Annotated in this window: 17 protein-coding genes and 1 riboswitch; of the genes, 5 read left to right on the top strand and 12 right to left on the bottom strand. The window is 36.7% G+C overall.

Going from position 1 to position 17,304, the window contains the following annotated elements:
- Window positions 1–232: 232 nt before the first annotated feature.
- Both IGL30_RS08725 and IGL30_RS08730 read right to left on the bottom strand, forming a co-directional pair.
- Window positions 233–433 (bottom strand): cold-shock protein, encoded by a 201-nt coding sequence (locus IGL30_RS08725; RefSeq protein ID WP_005875554.1) that lies wholly within the window; start codon window positions 431–433, stop codon window positions 233–235.
- 443 nt (window positions 434–876) lie between these two features.
- Window positions 877–1,983 (bottom strand): hypothetical protein, encoded by a 1,107-nt coding sequence (locus IGL30_RS08730; RefSeq protein ID WP_088745563.1) that lies wholly within the window; start codon window positions 1,981–1,983, stop codon window positions 877–879.
- A gap of 232 nt (window positions 1,984–2,215) precedes the next feature.
- Here IGL30_RS08730 and IGL30_RS08735 point away from each other — a divergent pair, with 232 nt between their 5' ends.
- The 3 genes from IGL30_RS08735 (at window position 2,216) to IGL30_RS08745 (ending at window position 5,271) form a co-directional block, all read left to right on the top strand.
- The gene (locus IGL30_RS08735) at window positions 2,216–2,338 is read left to right on the top strand and encodes a hypothetical protein (RefSeq protein ID WP_010718502.1); all 123 of its coding nucleotides are present in this window, start codon (window positions 2,216–2,218) and stop codon (window positions 2,336–2,338) included.
- Window positions 2,339–2,462: 124 nt separating this feature from the next.
- Window positions 2,463–3,770: a serine hydrolase gene (locus IGL30_RS08740; protein WP_063627372.1), complete on the top strand. Its 1,308-nt coding sequence runs from the start codon at window positions 2,463–2,465 to the stop codon at window positions 3,768–3,770.
- A 301-nt stretch (window positions 3,771–4,071) separates the two neighbouring features.
- On the top strand, window positions 4,072–5,271 hold the full coding sequence (locus IGL30_RS08745; RefSeq protein WP_010718504.1) for a YdcF family protein: 1,200 nt from the start codon (window positions 4,072–4,074) through the stop codon (window positions 5,269–5,271).
- Between the two features lie 62 nt (window positions 5,272–5,333).
- Here the strand turns inward: IGL30_RS08745 and IGL30_RS08750 are convergent, their stop codons facing one another.
- The 4 genes from IGL30_RS08750 to IGL30_RS08765 form a co-directional block, all read right to left on the bottom strand.
- Entirely contained in the window at window positions 5,334–6,626 is a 1,293-nt protein-coding gene (locus tag IGL30_RS08750) for a voltage-gated chloride channel family protein (RefSeq protein ID WP_088745564.1), read from the bottom strand.
- A gap of 48 nt (window positions 6,627–6,674) precedes the next feature.
- Window positions 6,675–6,742, bottom strand: a riboswitch (Fluoride riboswitch).
- Window positions 6,743–6,784: 42 nt separating this feature from the next.
- Entirely contained in the window at window positions 6,785–7,432 is a 648-nt protein-coding gene (locus IGL30_RS08755; RefSeq protein WP_123874644.1) for a FusB/FusC family EF-G-binding protein, read from the bottom strand.
- 248 nt (window positions 7,433–7,680) lie between these two features.
- Window positions 7,681–8,184: an HD domain-containing protein gene (locus IGL30_RS08760; protein WP_010737939.1), complete on the bottom strand. Its 504-nt coding sequence runs from the start codon at window positions 8,182–8,184 to the stop codon at window positions 7,681–7,683.
- Between the two features lie 124 nt (window positions 8,185–8,308).
- Window positions 8,309–9,073: a TrmH family RNA methyltransferase gene (locus tag IGL30_RS08765; protein ID WP_034700883.1), complete on the bottom strand. Its 765-nt coding sequence runs from the start codon at window positions 9,071–9,073 to the stop codon at window positions 8,309–8,311.
- A gap of 107 nt (window positions 9,074–9,180) precedes the next feature.
- On the opposite strand from IGL30_RS08765, the gene IGL30_RS08770 reads away from it, so the two are divergent.
- Together IGL30_RS08770 and yidC are read left to right on the top strand one after the other, a co-directional pair.
- Window positions 9,181–9,456 (top strand): acylphosphatase, encoded by a 276-nt coding sequence (locus IGL30_RS08770; RefSeq protein WP_010718509.1) that lies wholly within the window; start codon window positions 9,181–9,183, stop codon window positions 9,454–9,456.
- A 332-nt stretch (window positions 9,457–9,788) separates the two neighbouring features.
- Window positions 9,789–10,721 carry a membrane protein insertase YidC gene (yidC, locus tag IGL30_RS08775; RefSeq protein ID WP_088745565.1) on the top strand — a complete coding sequence of 311 codons (933 nt, stop codon included), beginning with the start codon at window positions 9,789–9,791 and terminating at the stop codon, window positions 10,719–10,721.
- Window positions 10,722–10,930: 209 nt separating this feature from the next.
- Here the strand turns inward: yidC and IGL30_RS08780 are convergent, their stop codons facing one another.
- The 6 genes from IGL30_RS08780 to IGL30_RS08805 form a co-directional block, all read right to left on the bottom strand.
- Window positions 10,931–12,352, bottom strand: coding sequence for an oligosaccharide flippase family protein (locus IGL30_RS08780; RefSeq protein ID WP_010718511.1), 1,422 nt, complete (start codon window positions 12,350–12,352; stop codon window positions 10,931–10,933).
- Window positions 12,353–13,522 carry a nucleotide sugar dehydrogenase gene (locus IGL30_RS08785; RefSeq protein ID WP_088745567.1) on the bottom strand — a complete coding sequence of 390 codons (1,170 nt, stop codon included), beginning with the start codon at window positions 13,520–13,522 and terminating at the stop codon, window positions 12,353–12,355. It lies immediately after the preceding gene.
- A 242-nt stretch (window positions 13,523–13,764) separates the two neighbouring features.
- Entirely contained in the window at window positions 13,765–14,856 is a 1,092-nt protein-coding gene (locus IGL30_RS08790; protein ID WP_123874643.1) for a glycosyltransferase family 4 protein, read from the bottom strand.
- 11 nt (window positions 14,857–14,867) lie between these two features.
- Complete coding sequence (locus IGL30_RS08795) at window positions 14,868–15,494, bottom strand: sugar transferase (RefSeq protein WP_088745568.1); 627 nt, start codon at window positions 15,492–15,494, stop codon at window positions 14,868–14,870.
- The gene (locus tag IGL30_RS08800) at window positions 15,487–16,605 is read right to left on the bottom strand and encodes a DegT/DnrJ/EryC1/StrS family aminotransferase (protein ID WP_053766592.1); all 1,119 of its coding nucleotides are present in this window, start codon (window positions 16,603–16,605) and stop codon (window positions 15,487–15,489) included. Before IGL30_RS08800 ends, IGL30_RS08795 begins: the two co-directional genes overlap by 8 nt.
- Before the next feature lies 1 nt (window position 16,606).
- Window positions 16,607–17,236: an acetyltransferase gene (locus tag IGL30_RS08805; RefSeq protein ID WP_088745569.1), complete on the bottom strand. Its 630-nt coding sequence runs from the start codon at window positions 17,234–17,236 to the stop codon at window positions 16,607–16,609.
- Window positions 17,237–17,304: the final 68 nt, after the last annotated feature.

Genomic DNA, 17,304 nt, shown 5'->3' on the forward strand with positions numbered 1-17,304 from the left:
TCACAAGAAAATTTCTTAATCTCTCTTTCCATTTGTGAAAAAAAACCTTTATATTATTGGTTCACTTTCTAAATCATCTGATCATCTTACCTACCGGCTGATTACTCAACTACCTATTGATGCAGAATCAATTCCACTTATCTGAAGAACGTATTTAACTTCGTGATTGATCCAAAACAAAAAAGCTCGACAACTACAAAGTAGTTATCGAGCTTTTATTCAAATCAATTAATTAAGCTTTAACAACGTTAGTTGCTTGAGGGCCACGTTGACCTTCTTCAACGTCAAAGTTTACTGTTTGACCTTCTTCAAGAGTTTTGAATCCGTCGCCTTGGATAGCTGAGAAATGAACGAATACATCGTTACCGTTTTCTGCTGTAATGAATCCAAAACCTTTTTCTGAGTTAAACCATTTTACTGTACCTGTTTCCATAATAAAAATCCTCCTTGTGTTTCAACACATATTTTGCAATTACTTGAATGGTGTATATCTGGAAGATGTTTATTTGAAACATGCCACAGATTACCGAACAAAAACTACACTCTTAATATATCATATCGGTTACAAAATAGCCACTATTTTCCCTTCTTTTTTTCCTTTTCATCTGGTGTTTTCTGACAAAAACGAGAAAAAGAGGGATATCTCTGTATTCCGTCCTAACAAATATGGAATCGTTTCCTTATAATTCAGACTTTCTCTAACGATTTTTTTTGATAAGATTCCCCTTAAGAACGATAGTTGATAGTAAAATAACACCAGTTGAATTGATTTCTTCTACTTTTTATTTTTTAACTATAAACAAGACTGAGGAAAAAATTTCCCCAGTCGTGCTCTTTCATTTCTTTATTCAAAATGCAAAATCTCACGTCACTCTATTAGTAACGAAGGATTGCTACTAAACTTTTCTCATCTGGTGCCTCTTTTTGTTCAAGAATGACTACTTGTCCTCCGTTCATGATGACATTATCTGCCAATTCATTTAAAACTTGACGACGGTCATACTCTGTTTCTGGATCTTCTCCAAATCCATCCACTAAGTTAGACGTAGCAATAAACAAGTGAGAAATTTTCCCTTCTTTAGCAGCTGGAACGATATCTACTAGTTGATCGATAAATTTCTTATCTAACAAACGATTATACCCTTCTGCTTCTTTCGCAGCTAATTCCTCAGAAAGTTTTTTAGCTCCTGCTTCGATTTCTTTTAACGATAATTGTGCAGGTGAGGCAGAGATCGCCACATCAGAACAATAGTACGGATTTTTAGCGATTTTTTTGAACATCGTTTGGTTTTCCGGTAACGCAAAGAGATAAATTGGGCGTTTTTCAGGATTGTCAAAGGTATCCTTAAGATAATCATCAACTGCTTGATAATAATTGACCCAGTCGATCTCTACTTCCTCATCTTTTGGATTGACACCATGAAACGTAGCTCCCTCACTACCATTTGAAGTATAGTTTAATCCGCCACCTGTTAACTCAGAACCTAAAGCTGTTACTACATCTTTCGGTGCATATTCCGGTAATTTTACTTCAGTTACCTGCTTATTGTTTACTTCGTACAACTTCATTGAATCACGATTCAATCCTAGTAGATAATAAGCGTAGTTAAAGTGACTATTTTTGATAATCGCTAGAAGATATGGCAGATCACTCACATAATATTGGTCATCTACAGGAATACCTAAGCGATGGATATACGTATGTTCTGGAGATAAGATGACAGCCACGCTTGTTGTAGCGCTTCGCCAAAATGAAGCATCTTCTAACAAACTAGTGATTTTTTCTTGGAACAAGGACCAGTCATGTTCAGCATATTTTTTTTCAAACCGTTTTTTTGCTTCTTTCGCAAAATTTTTGAACTTGATTTGATCTTTTTCTACATCTTGATGTGCGACATGGGTGTTCAACATAATCGTGACGAATGGGCCTGTAGCACCTTCTGAAGTCAGCTGTGACAATAATTCTTTCGCCATTTTTGTCATAATCGTATCCCTCCTAAAAAAATTCATTCCTTTACTATAAGTAAAGTCTACCACAACAAATTTTTTCGAGATAATAAAACGAATTTTAATAAAACGACTTATTTCTATTTTTGTTTTATTTAATTAATTTCATAATTATTTCATACTTTACTCAATCATTCCTTTCATTTCTTAAAAAGAAATTCAATTCTTTTTGCTATACTAATAGAAAATAAATGAATGAGGTGATCACATGCACATATTCATGATCTTCAGTTTATTAACCCTAACTGCTGTTACTATTTTTGTTGCTTCTCGATTGAATGAGCCAGAAGTGCAACCGGTAAAAATTCGTAGCAAAGATCAAGAGAAGTAACCACTTTTCTCCTTTTTCTATAAATATCTTTTATTATGTTTTTATCAGAAATATTGAAACTACTCTATCTCTTTGATAAAATTTTAATTTATAGGAAAACTATTAGAAAACAAGGAGAAAATAAATGCCTCAAAAAAAATTACGATTGTTCATGTTATTAACAAGTTTGATCTTGTGCCTCACTGCGATTTTACCAATCACAGCAGTTCACGCTGACGAATCATTCAAAGTCAATGCAAAAGCCGCTTTTGCTGTTGATGCAGAGAGTGGTAAGATCCTTTATGATCAAGATGGAGAAAAACCAATGGGAATTGCTTCAATCACCAAAATAATTGGTCTTTATATCGTTCTTGATCAAGTAAAAGAAGGAAAACTGACTTGGGATGAAAAAGTGCCAATTTCAGATTATGCTGAAAAATTGAGCGTTGTTCCTGACTTGTCAAACGTACCTTTGCACAAAGAGAACAGCTATACGGTCAAAGAACTTTTTGATTCAGCCTTTATTCAATCTGCTAACGCCTCAATGGTAGCTTTAGCCGAAAAAATAGCTGGCAGTGAAACAAAGTTTCTTGAATTGATGAAAAAACAATTAAAAGATTGGGGTATTAACGACGCAACGATTGTGAACGCCTCTGGATTAAATAATTCCTATCTCGGTGAGAATCGTCCTGAAGGTACCTCGGAAACAGAAGAAAACCAAATGTCAGCCAAAGATGTTGCGATTGTTGCCAGACACTTGATCTTAGATTTCCCTGAGGTATTAAAAGTGACAAATACTACTAATGAAACATTCGGCGAAGGGACTCAGTCACCTGTCGAAATGGTGAATTGGAATTGGATGCTTTCTGGGTTTGTTAACTACAAAGAAGGCGTAGATGGTTTAAAAACTGGTACAACTGAATTTGCTGGTGCTTGTTTTGTTGGAACGATCAATAAAGATGGTAGACGAGTCATTACGGTTGTTTTAAATGCCGATGACCATGCTACAAATCCAAGTGCCCGCTTCAACGAAACCGGACGTTTAATGGATTACTGCTATGATAATTGGTCAATTAAAGAACTTGGAAAGTCCAATGCAAGTATTCCAGATTTAAAAAACTTAGCAGTGAAAGATGGCAAAGAAACTTCAGTAGCTGTTGCCTTAAAAAATCCTGTAAAAGTTTGGGTAAGAAATGGTATGGATACTGGTAAATTAAAAATTACTCCTACCCTTGATAAAAAAGTCGTAACGAATGATCAAGTAGCAGCCCCCGTCAATAAAGGTATGAAGGTAGGGACAGCAACGATTACCTTAGCCGATGATTCACTGGGCTATTTGGAAGACAATAAAGAACCAACCACAGATATTATTACTGCTAAATCAGTTGAAAAAGCAAATATCTTTGTGATTGGTTGGCGACATGTTACTGATTTTTTTAGTAATTTGTTCTAATCCAGCTAAAATGCCAACAAGTAAAATGTAGAATTTTAAGTACACCTCTTAAGTCAGAATGTCATTGTCTAACTTAGGAGGTGTACTTTTATCTAACAATCCCTGCTACATGCCTCAAGTTTTCCTTTTTTTAGTTTTTAATTTTTCAGAACAGCTTTTTTCTCTAATTTTAGCTATAATAGTAAAGGTTGTGTCAATTTTATTGATTTTATCTTTCAATCAATCGTTTTTGCGTAAATTGGTAACAACCTAAACAAAACACGTTTTATTTCGTGTTCATTAAACGAAAGGAGTTAATTCTATGAATTTGACAAGAGACCTGACTTTCTTGGTTCTCTATGTTTTAGGGTTTACCGGTATTCTTTATTGGCGCCGTCGTCAAAGTGATCCTGCTCTGTTCTTTTATTGTGGATCTTGGACATTTATGATGATGGTCACTTACTTCATTGTTTTGGAAATTTTTTATTCCACCTTTTACTTTTTGATCCCACTTGTTTTTTTCAGTATTTTTGCATTCTCCTATTTTACTGAAAAACGCAAACTATTGAACGGGGTATTGTTCAATTTCTTTTTAATTAGTTTTGGTGGCTACTTAGTCACCTTGCTGCTTGAAACACAAAATATTTTTATTGGTGGTTTATTTGCAATAATTGCTATCCCCGTTTTGTTGATCTTGTTATTTGGCGTTTACATTTTGATCGTCTTTTTATTTTGGAACGGGTTATTAGTTTTAAAAAGAGAATCTCGCTCATTAGCCAATCTCTTAACTTTATTATTAGCAATCTTTTTGACGTTATATACTATATTTCAAATCTTCTTTATCCAATATTTCCCACAATGGTTCAATGTATTATTCACGGCTGTCCCATTGATTCTGTTTTATCTTTTTGTGGTTTTCTATAACTTTATAACCGTTTCTTTTTTGTATCAGTTCAACCGTCCACGATACAACCAAAATTACATTATCGTTTTAGGAGCTGGTCTACTAAATGGCGAAACGGTATCTCCTCTTTTAGCAAAAAGAATCGACAAAGCGATCGCCTTTTATTGGGCACAAAGTAAAGCAACCTTGAACCCGCCTATTCTATTGATGTCTGGTGGTCAAGGATCAGATGAAAAAGTGCCGGAAGCAATTGCGATGAAGCAATATGCTTTAGCTAAAGGCATTCCTGAGAGAGATATCTTGGTGGAAGCCAATTCAAAGACAACTTTAGAAAATATGCGTTTTTCTAAAGAACTCATGGATCAACAAACTGGTGGGCCATATCGAGCGATTTTCACTTCTAATAATTACCACATCTTCCGTGCAGGTCTTTATGCAAAGCAAGCTGGTTTAAAAGCGGATGGAATCGGAGCGAAAACTGCCTTTTACTACTTGCCGAATGCATTTTTGCGAGAATATATCGCCATCTTGGTTCTGCACAAAAAAAGACACTTGATCGTTGGTGGCTTAATCGTGCTATTTACCGTATTATTCGCAGCTTTGAGCATCTTTATTTAAATAAGGCATTTGGGTGCCCCCCAAATGCCTTTTACTTTTTGTAATCTTTCCTTTTGCAACAATTATTTTCGTGTTTTCGTTCTCCCCTTAGATCGCTCAGACTGTTTCTGACTTCCCATCATTGGCAGGAAAAGAATTCCCTTTTTCACTACTACTTTTTGTGCTGAATAAATTCCACTATTACCAGAACACATGAAGCTCACCAGACAGATCATAAAGAAATAACTGGCTGCTTGTCCACCGAACAATTCGATTCCCATAACAAAACAAGCAATGGGTGTATTTGTTGCTCCTGAAAAGACGCCAATGAATCCCAAGGCTGCTAAAAAAGGAATGGACACATGTAAGATTGGTGCTAGAGCAGCACCTAATGTCGCTCCGATTTCAAATAAAGGAGTTACCTCTCCACCTTGATAACCAGCACCTAAAGACAAGACAGTAAATCCAAGCTTTCCAAGAAAATCATAGAAATGGGCGGTACCATTAAAGGCATCAGTTAACAAAGGCAAACTGAGCCCCAAATATCTTTGGGTTTGCAATAAGAGCGCTGCGATGACGACCACAGCTCCGCCAATAAAATTACGTAGAACTGGACTAGCCATTCTTTTGGCATACCAAGTTTTCAAAAAAACGATCGAACGACTAAATACCCAACCAATAAGACCAAAAGCAATGCCTGCAACGAATAATTTAAAGAAAAGAGATACATCCCAATTTGGAATCGTCCCCATAGGGTAATGGATATGTTTCACCCCAAAGCTTTCAGTCACAAAGTTAGCAAACAGTGCTGCAAAAAAACTTGGAAATAAGGCTTCTGTTCTAACTTTTCCAATTGCTAAAACTTCTAACCCAAATAGTGTTCCAGCCAGAGGCGTACCAAAAACGGAACTAAAACCAGCACTGATCCCGCTGATCACCAATAACTCCCGTTCCACTTTATTTAACCGAAAGAGACGGGCTAAATTTTCTGCTAAAGCGCCTCCCATTTGCACAGCTGTTCCTTCTCGTCCGACAGAACCACCAAATAAATGGGTGGTAATCGTTCCAAATAACGTTAAAGGAATCAGGCGTAAAGGAATTTTTTCTTCCCCACCATTTCCTTGATCAATCACTAAGTTATTTCCTCTACCAGAATTTCCTCCGTACTTACTATATAAAAAAGCAAAAATTCCACCACTTACTGGTAAAAGAAACAACAACCAGGGTGAAGCAAGGCGTATATTAGTAACCCATGTTAAACTATTGAGAAAAAAGGCTGATAAACTCCCCATAAAGATTCCCAATAACAATGTGATTAATAGCCACTTGACCATGTATACGACGACCCTAATTGGATCAGGTAATCGATTTTCCATCTCTTTTCCTCCTCAAAAAAACGCCTACTAAAAAAAGGGGTATCCCGATTCTTAGTAGGCGTCATTAGTTATCTTAAGATTAACGTTTAAAGGCGAACACCATCACCTATTCACTTCATCAATTAAAATAGCATATATTTATGAAAAATACAATGAAATTATCCTTCTTTTTTTACAATCTCAGTAAATTCATAAAAAGGAGTCAATTGGACTAAATTGTGGTTACAATGCTCACTATCATGGCAAATATAGTTTCCTTTTTTCGTATAGGTGCCATCTGAATTCGATTTTGTTGTTGCTAAAAAGAGTGACACACTCGAAGTTTTTTTACAAATCGTACAAATCCCTTTCGTGATGGTCGGGGATAAAGTCCCGCGAATACCGTTTAACTTCCCTGATTCATCATAATAAACAAGAAATTTTTTCTGGGTACCAGGATCATTCCATCCAATATAGGTGTGTTCTCTTAAATCCAAATGATTCCAATCAGGTTGTTTTAACTTTTTCACTTTTCGGAATAATTTTTCGATTTGAGCTTTCGAAGGTTGCTCAAAAGGTTGAACTGATTCTTTTAATTCTTCTAATAAGCGTTCAGCAGTTTCTTTGGTCAAAGAATTATCTAAGATGTTTTCTAAGAAAAGGTTCATCCTTTGTGAGGGTTCTACTAGTTCCTCTATTCTCTCCACAGCTAATGCTTGGACCGTTTCGATCGTTTTAGAATCGTTTACTGAATGATAGACTGATATTAATTGTTCGACTTCTCTTTTAATAAAATAATATTGATAAGGTTTAATTGTTTTTTCCATGACTTTGAGTCCTTTCTTCTTTCAAGTGAATGTACTTTGAAGAAAAGAACTTCAACAAAGTACGTTAGTTAAAGCTTTTCCACTCTTTTAAATAAGATCCATATGGCATCTTATCATCACCCCCTTTAAGTTTGTTTCAACAACTTGTTCTTGATACAAAGTAAACAGTAAAAATCATGGTTCGTCAATAAAAAAAAACCTGAGAAATTTTATGAAATTTCTCAGGAAGAATTCTTAATCACATCGTATTAAATCGATTGTTCTTTGCCGAAATATCTTTGCCATTTTTGTTTCATCGAAGCAGTCATCGGCTGTGCTGCTTCTTTCACAGCACAATATTTGTCGACAAACGTCACAATATAGCTTTCTTTATACTTAGGCGGTGCGATCGTAGCGCCCCACATATGTTTTAAGATGATATCACGCTCTAAATCGGATAGGTCAGTAATTTTTTCTGCATTTTTCACTGCGATCCTTGGATGGATATAAGCATGCGTTCCTTCATCAAATTTTGTTGTACGCCAATCATAGTAGAAAAGATCATGCAAAAGACCTGCACGTGCGGTTGCTTTTGCATTACCGCCCCATTTTTTGGCTAATTTATAACTATAATAAGAAACACTAAGAGAATGCTCTAATCGAGTGGAGTGGACATGTTGTGTATAATTGGCTAATTTCTTCACTGCATCTGTTGCTAATAGATCTTCTACATAAGACATATATTCTTCGTCTTCACGCCATTTTTCTGTCATAATTATTGATCTGCCACCTTTTTTGAATTTCATTTTCCTTTGAAATTGATCCTAGTATACCATTAGTGTTCGGAATATTCTAGTGAGGTTCCATCAAAATGTAGAAAGCTTAATAGTTCCTTAATCATAAAGAGAAATGGTAAAGTACGATGCCTGCTGCCACTCCTACATTTAATGATTCAGCATTTCCGCGAATCGGAATATAGATATTTTTATCCGTCAAGGAAAGAATTTCGGGCCGCACGCCTTGCCCTTCATTCCCCATGACAATTGCATACTTCTCAGGAACAGTTACCTGTTCTAATGAACGAGCATCCTCGTTCAATTCCGTTCCATAGATATTAAAATTGTGTTCCTTTAAAAGCGGGATCATTTGCTCAAGGTCTGTTTGAAGTATTGGTAGATGGTAATTGCTCCCCTGCATACTTCTTAACACTTTTGTACTATAAATGTCAGCTGATCCTTTTCCTAAAACGACACCAGATAATCCAAAAGCATCTGCCGTACGAATCATTGTTCCAACATTCCCAGGATCTTGGACATTATCTAACAATAACCATCCTCCAGTTAATTCGGGCATGTTTACTTTTTCGTAGAGCATAACGGCTAAGATACCTTGGGGTGTTGGCAAATCTGATACCACAGCCATGACTTCATTCGTTACCAAGGTACAAGGGATGTCTAAATGGTTTTTAAGCCACTCCTCCCACTCTTCTAACCCTTTCTCTGTGATTAAGATTTCTTTTACTTTGGCATGAGAAGCAACTGCCTCTTCAACCAAATGGAATCCTTCGAGTAGATACTCGCCTGTTTCTTCCCGGTATTTTTTCTTATGTAGTTTTTTCAATTCTTTGATTCTTGGATTTTTTGCTGATTGGATTTCTTTCACATTTTTCACCTCACTTAATTATAGCATGAATTCGAACCTTGAACTTGTTACAACATCAAAAAATCGGTATCATTAATTTAAAAAGCAAGGAAAGAAAGGTGGATATGATGAAAAAAATCAAGATGAACGTTCAAGGACGTGTCCAAGGTGTTGGCTTTCGTTATATGACAAAAATCGTTGCCGATCAATTAGGGATAACAGGCACAGTTAAAAACGAAGAAGATGGTTCGGTGACAATCGAAGCATGTGGCGATGAGGAAACGATCAAAAGATTCATTGAAGAAGTAAAGGATTCTCCAAGTCCTAGTGGTCGCGTACAATACGTTGACTTGCAAGATAATCCGATGATGGAAGAACGAAAAAAATTTGATGTGATCGGCTAATTTACTGATTCTGAATGGACGAAACACGCAAAAGGTAGTTCTATTTACACTATGAGAAGGCTCACATGACTTTAAGAAAGTTTGACGATAAAGGACTTTTTTAAAGAAACAACGTGCCTTCTCTCTTCTAATCGTCCCTCATTCGTTTGATCGTTTTTGCTTCTGTTTAACCGATGGCTTTTCTCCCTTTCCTTTTTGTGGTTTGACAAATAACTTTTTTTTTAAGACCATATAGGTAGGAATCTATGAATTTTCTATAAAGTAGATTGAATTGTGTGTGCTTTTTTAGTATAGTTAATTTTGTGTAAAAATTATAAAAGAGGAAGTATTTTATGAATAAATGGAAAAATTGGGTATTGGGTTCTGGCCTTGTCACAGTCATGCTTTTCTTATCTGGTTGTGTTCGTCTGGATTCAAATGGTAACCCTGACACATCAGGTATCGTGTACCGAGTATTAGTCCATCCAATGGGACAAGCGATTACATATTTAGTGGAGAACTTCAACTGGTCCTATGGTTGGGCTGTTATTTTAATGACAGTCATCGTTCGTATCATCATTTTGCCATTAGGTATTAGTCAATCGAAAAAGACAATGATCCAATCTGAAAAAATGCAAGCATTGAAGCCGCAAGTCGAAGCCGCTCAACAAAAACTAAAAACGGCGACTACTCGTGAAGAACAAATGGCTGCACAAGCTGAAATGCAACAAGTTTATCGTGAAAATGGGTTAAGTATGACTGGCGGGATTGGCTGCTTGCCTCTCTTGATCCAAATGCCGATCTTTTCAGCCCTTTATTTCACAGCTCGTTATACAGAAGGCATTCGTGAATCCTCTTTCTATGGGATCGACTTAGGACACCCTAGTTTTGTATTAGTTGCGATTGCTGGTGCTGCTTATTTACTTCAAGGATATATTTCAACAATCGGTATCCCTGAAGAACAAAAGAAAACAATGCGTACGATGCTTATCGTTTCGCCTGCGATGATCGTCTTCATGTCGATCAGTGCGCCAGCTGGAGTCACACTTTATTGGGTAGTTGGTGGTATCTTTAGTTGTTTGCAAACCTTCATTACAAATGTCATCATGAAGCCTAAATTAAAAGCTCAAGTGGCAGAAGAGTTAAAACAAAATCCACCGAAGCAAGTCGTAACACCTCGTAAAGACGTGACACCTTCGGATAGCGAACAACCAGTGAAGAAACAAGTCAAAGCACCTAAAAACCAAACAGGTCGTAACGCTGGAAAACAACAAAAACGGAAATAACTAAGCATTTCGTTTATTTCTCAAAATAGCTAAAATAAAAAAGGAAGAGAGAACGCCTCTCCTCCTTTTTTATTTTGTCCTCTGATCATTGATTATTCTTCGCTATATTGCCGAATCAATAGTTCGGATTGAATGAAAATCAGTGTAAACATTTTTCTTTTCACTAGCAGCAACCACTTTCAAGGTCTTTGACCTGTTGTTTGTCATCATTAGATTTTCTTTTTGATCCTCAATAAATCAACTAGTGGATTGACTTTGGTTATCGTTGTGATTGCGAGATAGATCGGACAAGCAATGACGAATTGGATCAGATTGGTTCGGATATTACTCGTTAAATGACCTGTTAAAAACCTAGTGATCAAACACATGATCAATCCAGCAATTATAAACATCCCGATTTTTCTGAGAGAAAAGGTAAACGTCGTCTGTTTCAGAAAAGCTCTTGTTCTTACAACTGTAACGAAACTTTCGGCGAGAATAGTTGAAAATACGACGCCCAAAAAGCCAATAGACGGCAATAGTATGAGATTTGCCACAAGATTGATGATAGCTCCAATGATTACTGAACGATTATACTCTTTAACCTGACCAATTGGCATTAGATATTGTCTAGAAATCGCCATGCCTAAAGGAACGATCACAATCAAAACCGTAAAATATGGAATAATTTGAGTGATGTAGCTAAATTTTTCGCCAAAAAACCAAGGAACGAGCTTGTCATAAACTGTCAACATCCCAAACATGATTGGAATCGAAAAAAACAATTGTAAATGAATCGTTTTTTCCATCGTGCGAACGATTTTCTCCATATTTTTTTTTGCAAAAAAACTTGTCATATGGGGAAGTAAGACGATGTCTAAGGTAGTTATGATCGTGATGAATACGGTATTCAATTGCAGAGAATTGGTAAAATAGCCCACTGCAACACTTCCTAATGTGAAACCTAAAAGGGTCTTATTCAAATTGGTATACAACATGATCGCAATTTGAGGAATAAAATAATCAAAAGAGCCCTTTAAATGACTAAGACTTTTCTTTAAATCAACTTTCGTCAAATGAATGTATTTAGGAATAAAGAACCAGACACTCACTTGTGAACAAACTAAACCTAGTCCTTGAATCAAGGTATATTTTAACGTGTCGTCTTCGTTTTTAATCAAGAAAAGAATGAGAAAAAACGTGACTAGTTGGACTACTAAATTAGCTATACTAGTTTTCTTAAAATCTTCAATTCCCATAAAAAACCAAGATACGTCAAATAATACGGCAAAAATCGCCAAGGATTGGACAAACAAATACGAACGATTATTTAATAAAGAGGCAACAATAAAGTAAGCGACTATGACAATTAAGCTCGCTAATGCCTTAAAAAGCAGAATTTCCCAAAAAACTTCTGATAACGCTTCTTTCTTACGGTTGTAAGTCAAAGTTATTTCCCGGTTCCCGTACATCGTTACCCCTAGCCCCGCAAACAAAACAAAATATTGGACAATTGAAAACGTATAATTATAAAGACCTATCCCACTTGGCCCTAAAGCATTAGAAACGATTGGAATGGTAATAATCGGAAGAATGATTTTCGTCAGTTGAAACAAGCTCTGATAAAAAAAATTTTTGGCTATATTTTTCATTTATTCATCCCGTCTAAAAATATCTCTCGTATAGACTTTTTCGATCACATCTTTTAATTGATGGTCCATCCGATTTGAGACGATCACATCCGATAGTTGTTTGAATCGCGCAAGATCGGAAACGACAGGCGCATGATGAAATTCTTCAACAGGTAACGTTGGCTCATAGACAACCACCGAAACTCCTTGTTCCTGGATTCGTTTCATGACTCCTTGAATCGATGAATAACGGAAATTGTCTGAATCGGCTTTCATCGTTAACCGATAGATTCCCACAGTCTTAGGCTTTTGGGCTAAAATTTGTTCTGCAATAAAATCTTTTCTGGTTGTATTTGCTTCAACGATCGCTTGGATAAGATTGTTAGGCACATCGGTATAATTTGCTTTCAACTGTTTCGTATCTTTTGGCAAACAATACCCTCCATAACCAAATGAAGGATTATTGTAATGAGAGCCGATACGTGGGTCCAGTCCGACGCCTTCAATGATTTGTTTCGTATTTAAGCCTCGTATCTCCGCATAACTATCCAATTCATTGAAGTAAGCCACACGCAACGCCAGATACGTATTTGAGAATAACTTGATTGCTTCCGCTTCTGTTGAATGAGTCAATAAAACTGGGACGTTATCTGCTTGCGTATTCTTTTTGAACATATTCGCAATCTCTGTCCCCCTATCTGAACATTCTCCTACAACAATGCGTGAAGGATAAAGATTATCGTACAATGCTTTACCTTCACGTAAAAATTCTGGTGAAAAAATAATATTTTCTGTTTGATATTTTTTCTTTAATTCAGCCGTATATCCTACTGGTACCGTGGATTTGATGATAAATTGTGCTTCTGGACGAATGGCGAGAGCTTGTTCAATGATGCTCTCAATCGATGAGGTATTAAAATAATTTTTCTTTTCATCGTAATCTGTGGGTGTGGCAATAATCAAATAGTCACCAAATAGAACCGCTTCTCGGAAATCCTTAATAAATTCGATTGCTAGGTCTTCTCTTTGAAGAAAATTATGTACTTCACGGTCTTCAATTGGTGACTCCTTCTTTTGTAGTCGTTCGATCTTTTCTGCTACGATGTCATAAGCTTTGACATTCTCATGCTGGCTAAGTAATAACGCATTGGCTAGCCCTACATAGCCTAGGCCGAAAATTGATACGTTCAATTGGTTTCACCTCTATAATTAGTTTTATTAACATAAAAAACACAAACTGGAACGTTATTGGTCGTTCTTCGTTTCATTCGCTTTATCATTCTTCTAAAAAAACAAAGCCATTTACTTTTCCTATGAATGCATGCTCGTTTCGTCAGTCACTCTTACAAATAATGAAAACATCCTTGAGGTTAAGAGCTTTTTACCTCATTTTCCCTGTTTAAGTACTTTTTTATTTTGTGAAATTCCTTTAGTTATAACGTTTCATAAAGGTCTGCTACTTGGTTGACGATCACATTTTCGCTGAACTGTTGGATATGAGCAACAGCGTTCTCGGAATATTTTGTAACAGGTAACGTTCCAGCAAAAAAAGTTTGAAGGATATCCACTAGTTCTTCTGGCTCTTTGACATCAAATAATTTCCCTGTGTTCTCATCATAGATCAGATCTTTATTGCCTCGTATATTTGAAGCGACTACCGGTAAACCAACGCTCATAGCCTCCATGATCGATACAGGCAATCCTTCTCTTAAAGAAGGAAAGAGAAATAGATCACTCATTTTCATGATCTCAATGATATCCTTACGATATCCGAGTAAACTGACTTTCTTTTCCAAACCTAAATCTTTAATTTTTTGTTCCAGCGTTTGTTTTAAAGGGCCAGTTCCACAAATAAAATAGTGGAAATCTTGATCTTTAAATGAAGCGAGTGCATTAATCACCAGTTCGTGGTTTTTGTTTTTATTCAATTCACCGACTGAAAGGAGTACTTTGGTTGTTGGCTGAGCTAGTGAAAGTACTTTACTTTTTAGCCGTTTATCAACCAAGGTTTTCTCGAACTTTTCGACTTGGATTCCAACCCCCTGAATCAAATGAGTTTGTGTTGCTTTAAATTTTTGTGAAGCAAGCAAATAATCTTCCTGATTAATGGTAATAAGCTTACTTGTATAACGAGATAAGTATTTTTCAACTGGGTAATAGACGAACCAATTAAGCATTGGGGCTCCTTGATAAAAGTGAAACCCATGTGCCGTATAGTAGATAGGAATATTGATCCGCTTACAAGCAAGTCTTGTCACCATCGAAGCAACTGGCGTATGCGTATGTACGATATCGATATTCTCTTCTTTGATCAGCTGTTTGATTTTCTTATAGGCTAAAAGATTGCTTTTAGCTAATGGATTCCTATTGAATGGTATTTGAAACACAGGTATTTTTTTATCAGAAAAATAAGATGCCAACGGTTGTTCAAGCGCACATGCCACACTCACTTCATGTCCATTTTTGATTAGTTGATCAATATGTGGGATTAAAAAAGCATTGAGTGTATTGGAGATCGTCGTCACATATAAAATTTTCAGTATGGTTCATTCCCTTCAAATTTTTCACTTGTTGGTCCAAAATTTGAGCTAATCCCTTCTTGTTTGAACACTTTAAGGACTGTTTGTAACAAGATCCAAACATCTTTGCCAAACGAATAACTTTCAACGTACAAACAATCATACGTAAACTTTTCTTCCCAACTGATCGCATTTCTACCACTGACTTGGGCCAATCCGGTCAAACCTGGGCGAATGTTGTGGCGTTTTCGTTGCTCTTCATTATAAAGTGACAAATATTCTACCAATAATGGACGAGGACCAACAAAAGACATTTCGCCTTTAAAGATATTCCAAAGCTCTGGCAGCTCGTCAAGGCTAGTCGCTCTAAGTAGTTTGCCGAATTTTGTTAGACGAACTTCATCTGGAAGATACGCGTCATGTTGATCTTTCTCGTCTGTCATCGTGCGAAACTTGTACATAAAAAATAATTGTTCATTCTTCCCTGGTCTTGTTTGCTTAAAAATAACCGGTGAACCTAATTTTAATCGCACACACCCTGCAAGTATGAGTATCAGTGGTGCAAGCAAAAGCAATAAAAGACCTGAGAAAAAAAGATCGAACGTACGCTTTCCAAAAAGTCGATAAAAGGTTGGTTTACTCATAACGCATCACTCGCTTGATCGTTGCAACGACTCTATTTAACTCTTCATCCGTCATTTTAGTATCTGAGGGAAGACAAACTCCAGAAGAAAAAAGCGATTCTGCAACTTCGCCGCCAATAAAATCAAAAGAGTCAAAAACAGGCTGTAAGTGCATCGGTTTCCAGACAGGACGTGCTTCGATCTGTTCTTTTTCCAATTCTTCAATCAAATAAGATGGATCTATTCCTTCTAAACGAATGACACTCAACCAATAGTTAGGTTCGTTCCAAGAGTTTTCCGGCATAAATTGTATATTAGGAAACTCGGACAATTCTTCTTGATAAAATTGATAGATGGCACGCTTCTTTTGGATTCTTTCATTTAATACTTTTAATTGTCCACGTCCGATTCCTGCTAATATATTGCTCATACGATAGTTATAACCGATTTCTAAATGTTGATAATAACGTTCATTTTCACGAGATTGAGTGGCCCAAAATTTGACTTTTTCGATTTTTGATTGATCGTCAGAGATTAATGCTCCCCCACCTGAAGTTGTGATGATCTTATTTCCATTGAAGGAATAAATCCCATAGTCTCCAAACGTTCCTGTATATTTACCTTGGTAAGTCGTTCCTAATGATTCGGCAGCATCTTCAATCAACGTCACTTGATATTCTTGACAGATCTGCATGATTTCAGCTAAGTTTGCAGCTAATCCATATAAGTGAACGACGATCACCGCTTTCGCTTTTGGATATTTTTCTAAAGCTGCGCGTAAATGAACAGGACTCATATTCCAAGTTTCGGCATCACTATCCACAAAGATTGGGACGGCTCCTTGATAAAGAATCGGGTTGACCGTAGCTGCAAAAGTCAAGGATTGACAAATCACTTGATCTCCTTTAGTGACACCTGCTGCCTTTAATGCTAAATGAATCGCTGCCGTACCTGAAGAAAGCGCAGCAACATGCTTGGCTCCCACATGATCTGCCAGTTCTTGCTCAAAACCATCGACGTTGGCACCTAAAGGAGCAATCCAATTCGTATCAAAGGCTTCTTTGACAAACGCTTGTTCATAGCCTGCTTCACTCATATGGGGCGAAGCTAATAATATTCGCTTTTTTCTCACATCAACTCCACCTTTCAATTATCTTTGCTGGTACCCCCACCCATTTTGAATGATGAGGGATATCTCTGATGACAACACTGCCAGCCCCAATAATGTTGCCATCACCAATCGAACATTCTTGAATAATCTTTGTACCGACACCCAGTTCATTTTTATCTCCTAAAGTGACTGCTCCCGAAATATTGACATTAGGAAAAATGGCATTGTAACTACCTATAATGGAGTCATGACCGATTGTTGAACCAATATTGATCATATTGAAGTCACCGATTGAAATATCTGCAGTATAGGTCGTGTAAGGCATCAATATGTTCCCAATGCCCAGTTGAACATTTAAGCCAATCAATGCGCTAGGGGCAAACAAATTTGGAAAAAGCAAGTGAGGGTTTTGTCGTAACTGTTCATAGATGTTTTCTTTGACCGTCGGAGCCGCAATCCCAAGAAAAACTGCCATTGGTGTTTTGACTTGAAGCAAGACAGCAATTTTGCCAATCACAGGTTTTCCTAGAACATCGCTTTGCTCACTTTTACGATCATCGACAAAACCGACCCACTGATACTCATTTTGTTGTTGGAGCAAAAAAGCAATTTCTTTACCAAACCCACCTGCTCCTACTATTATTGCATCCACTCGCTTTCTCCTCTCGTTTCTTTTTTTGATGGTCAAACGTTTTTTTACATGCGATTTGAATAACGTAT

Source organism: Enterococcus sp. DIV1089c, from assembly GCF_050530965.1.
Lineage (GTDB): Bacteria > Bacillota > Bacilli > Lactobacillales > Enterococcaceae > Enterococcus_B > Enterococcus_B hirae.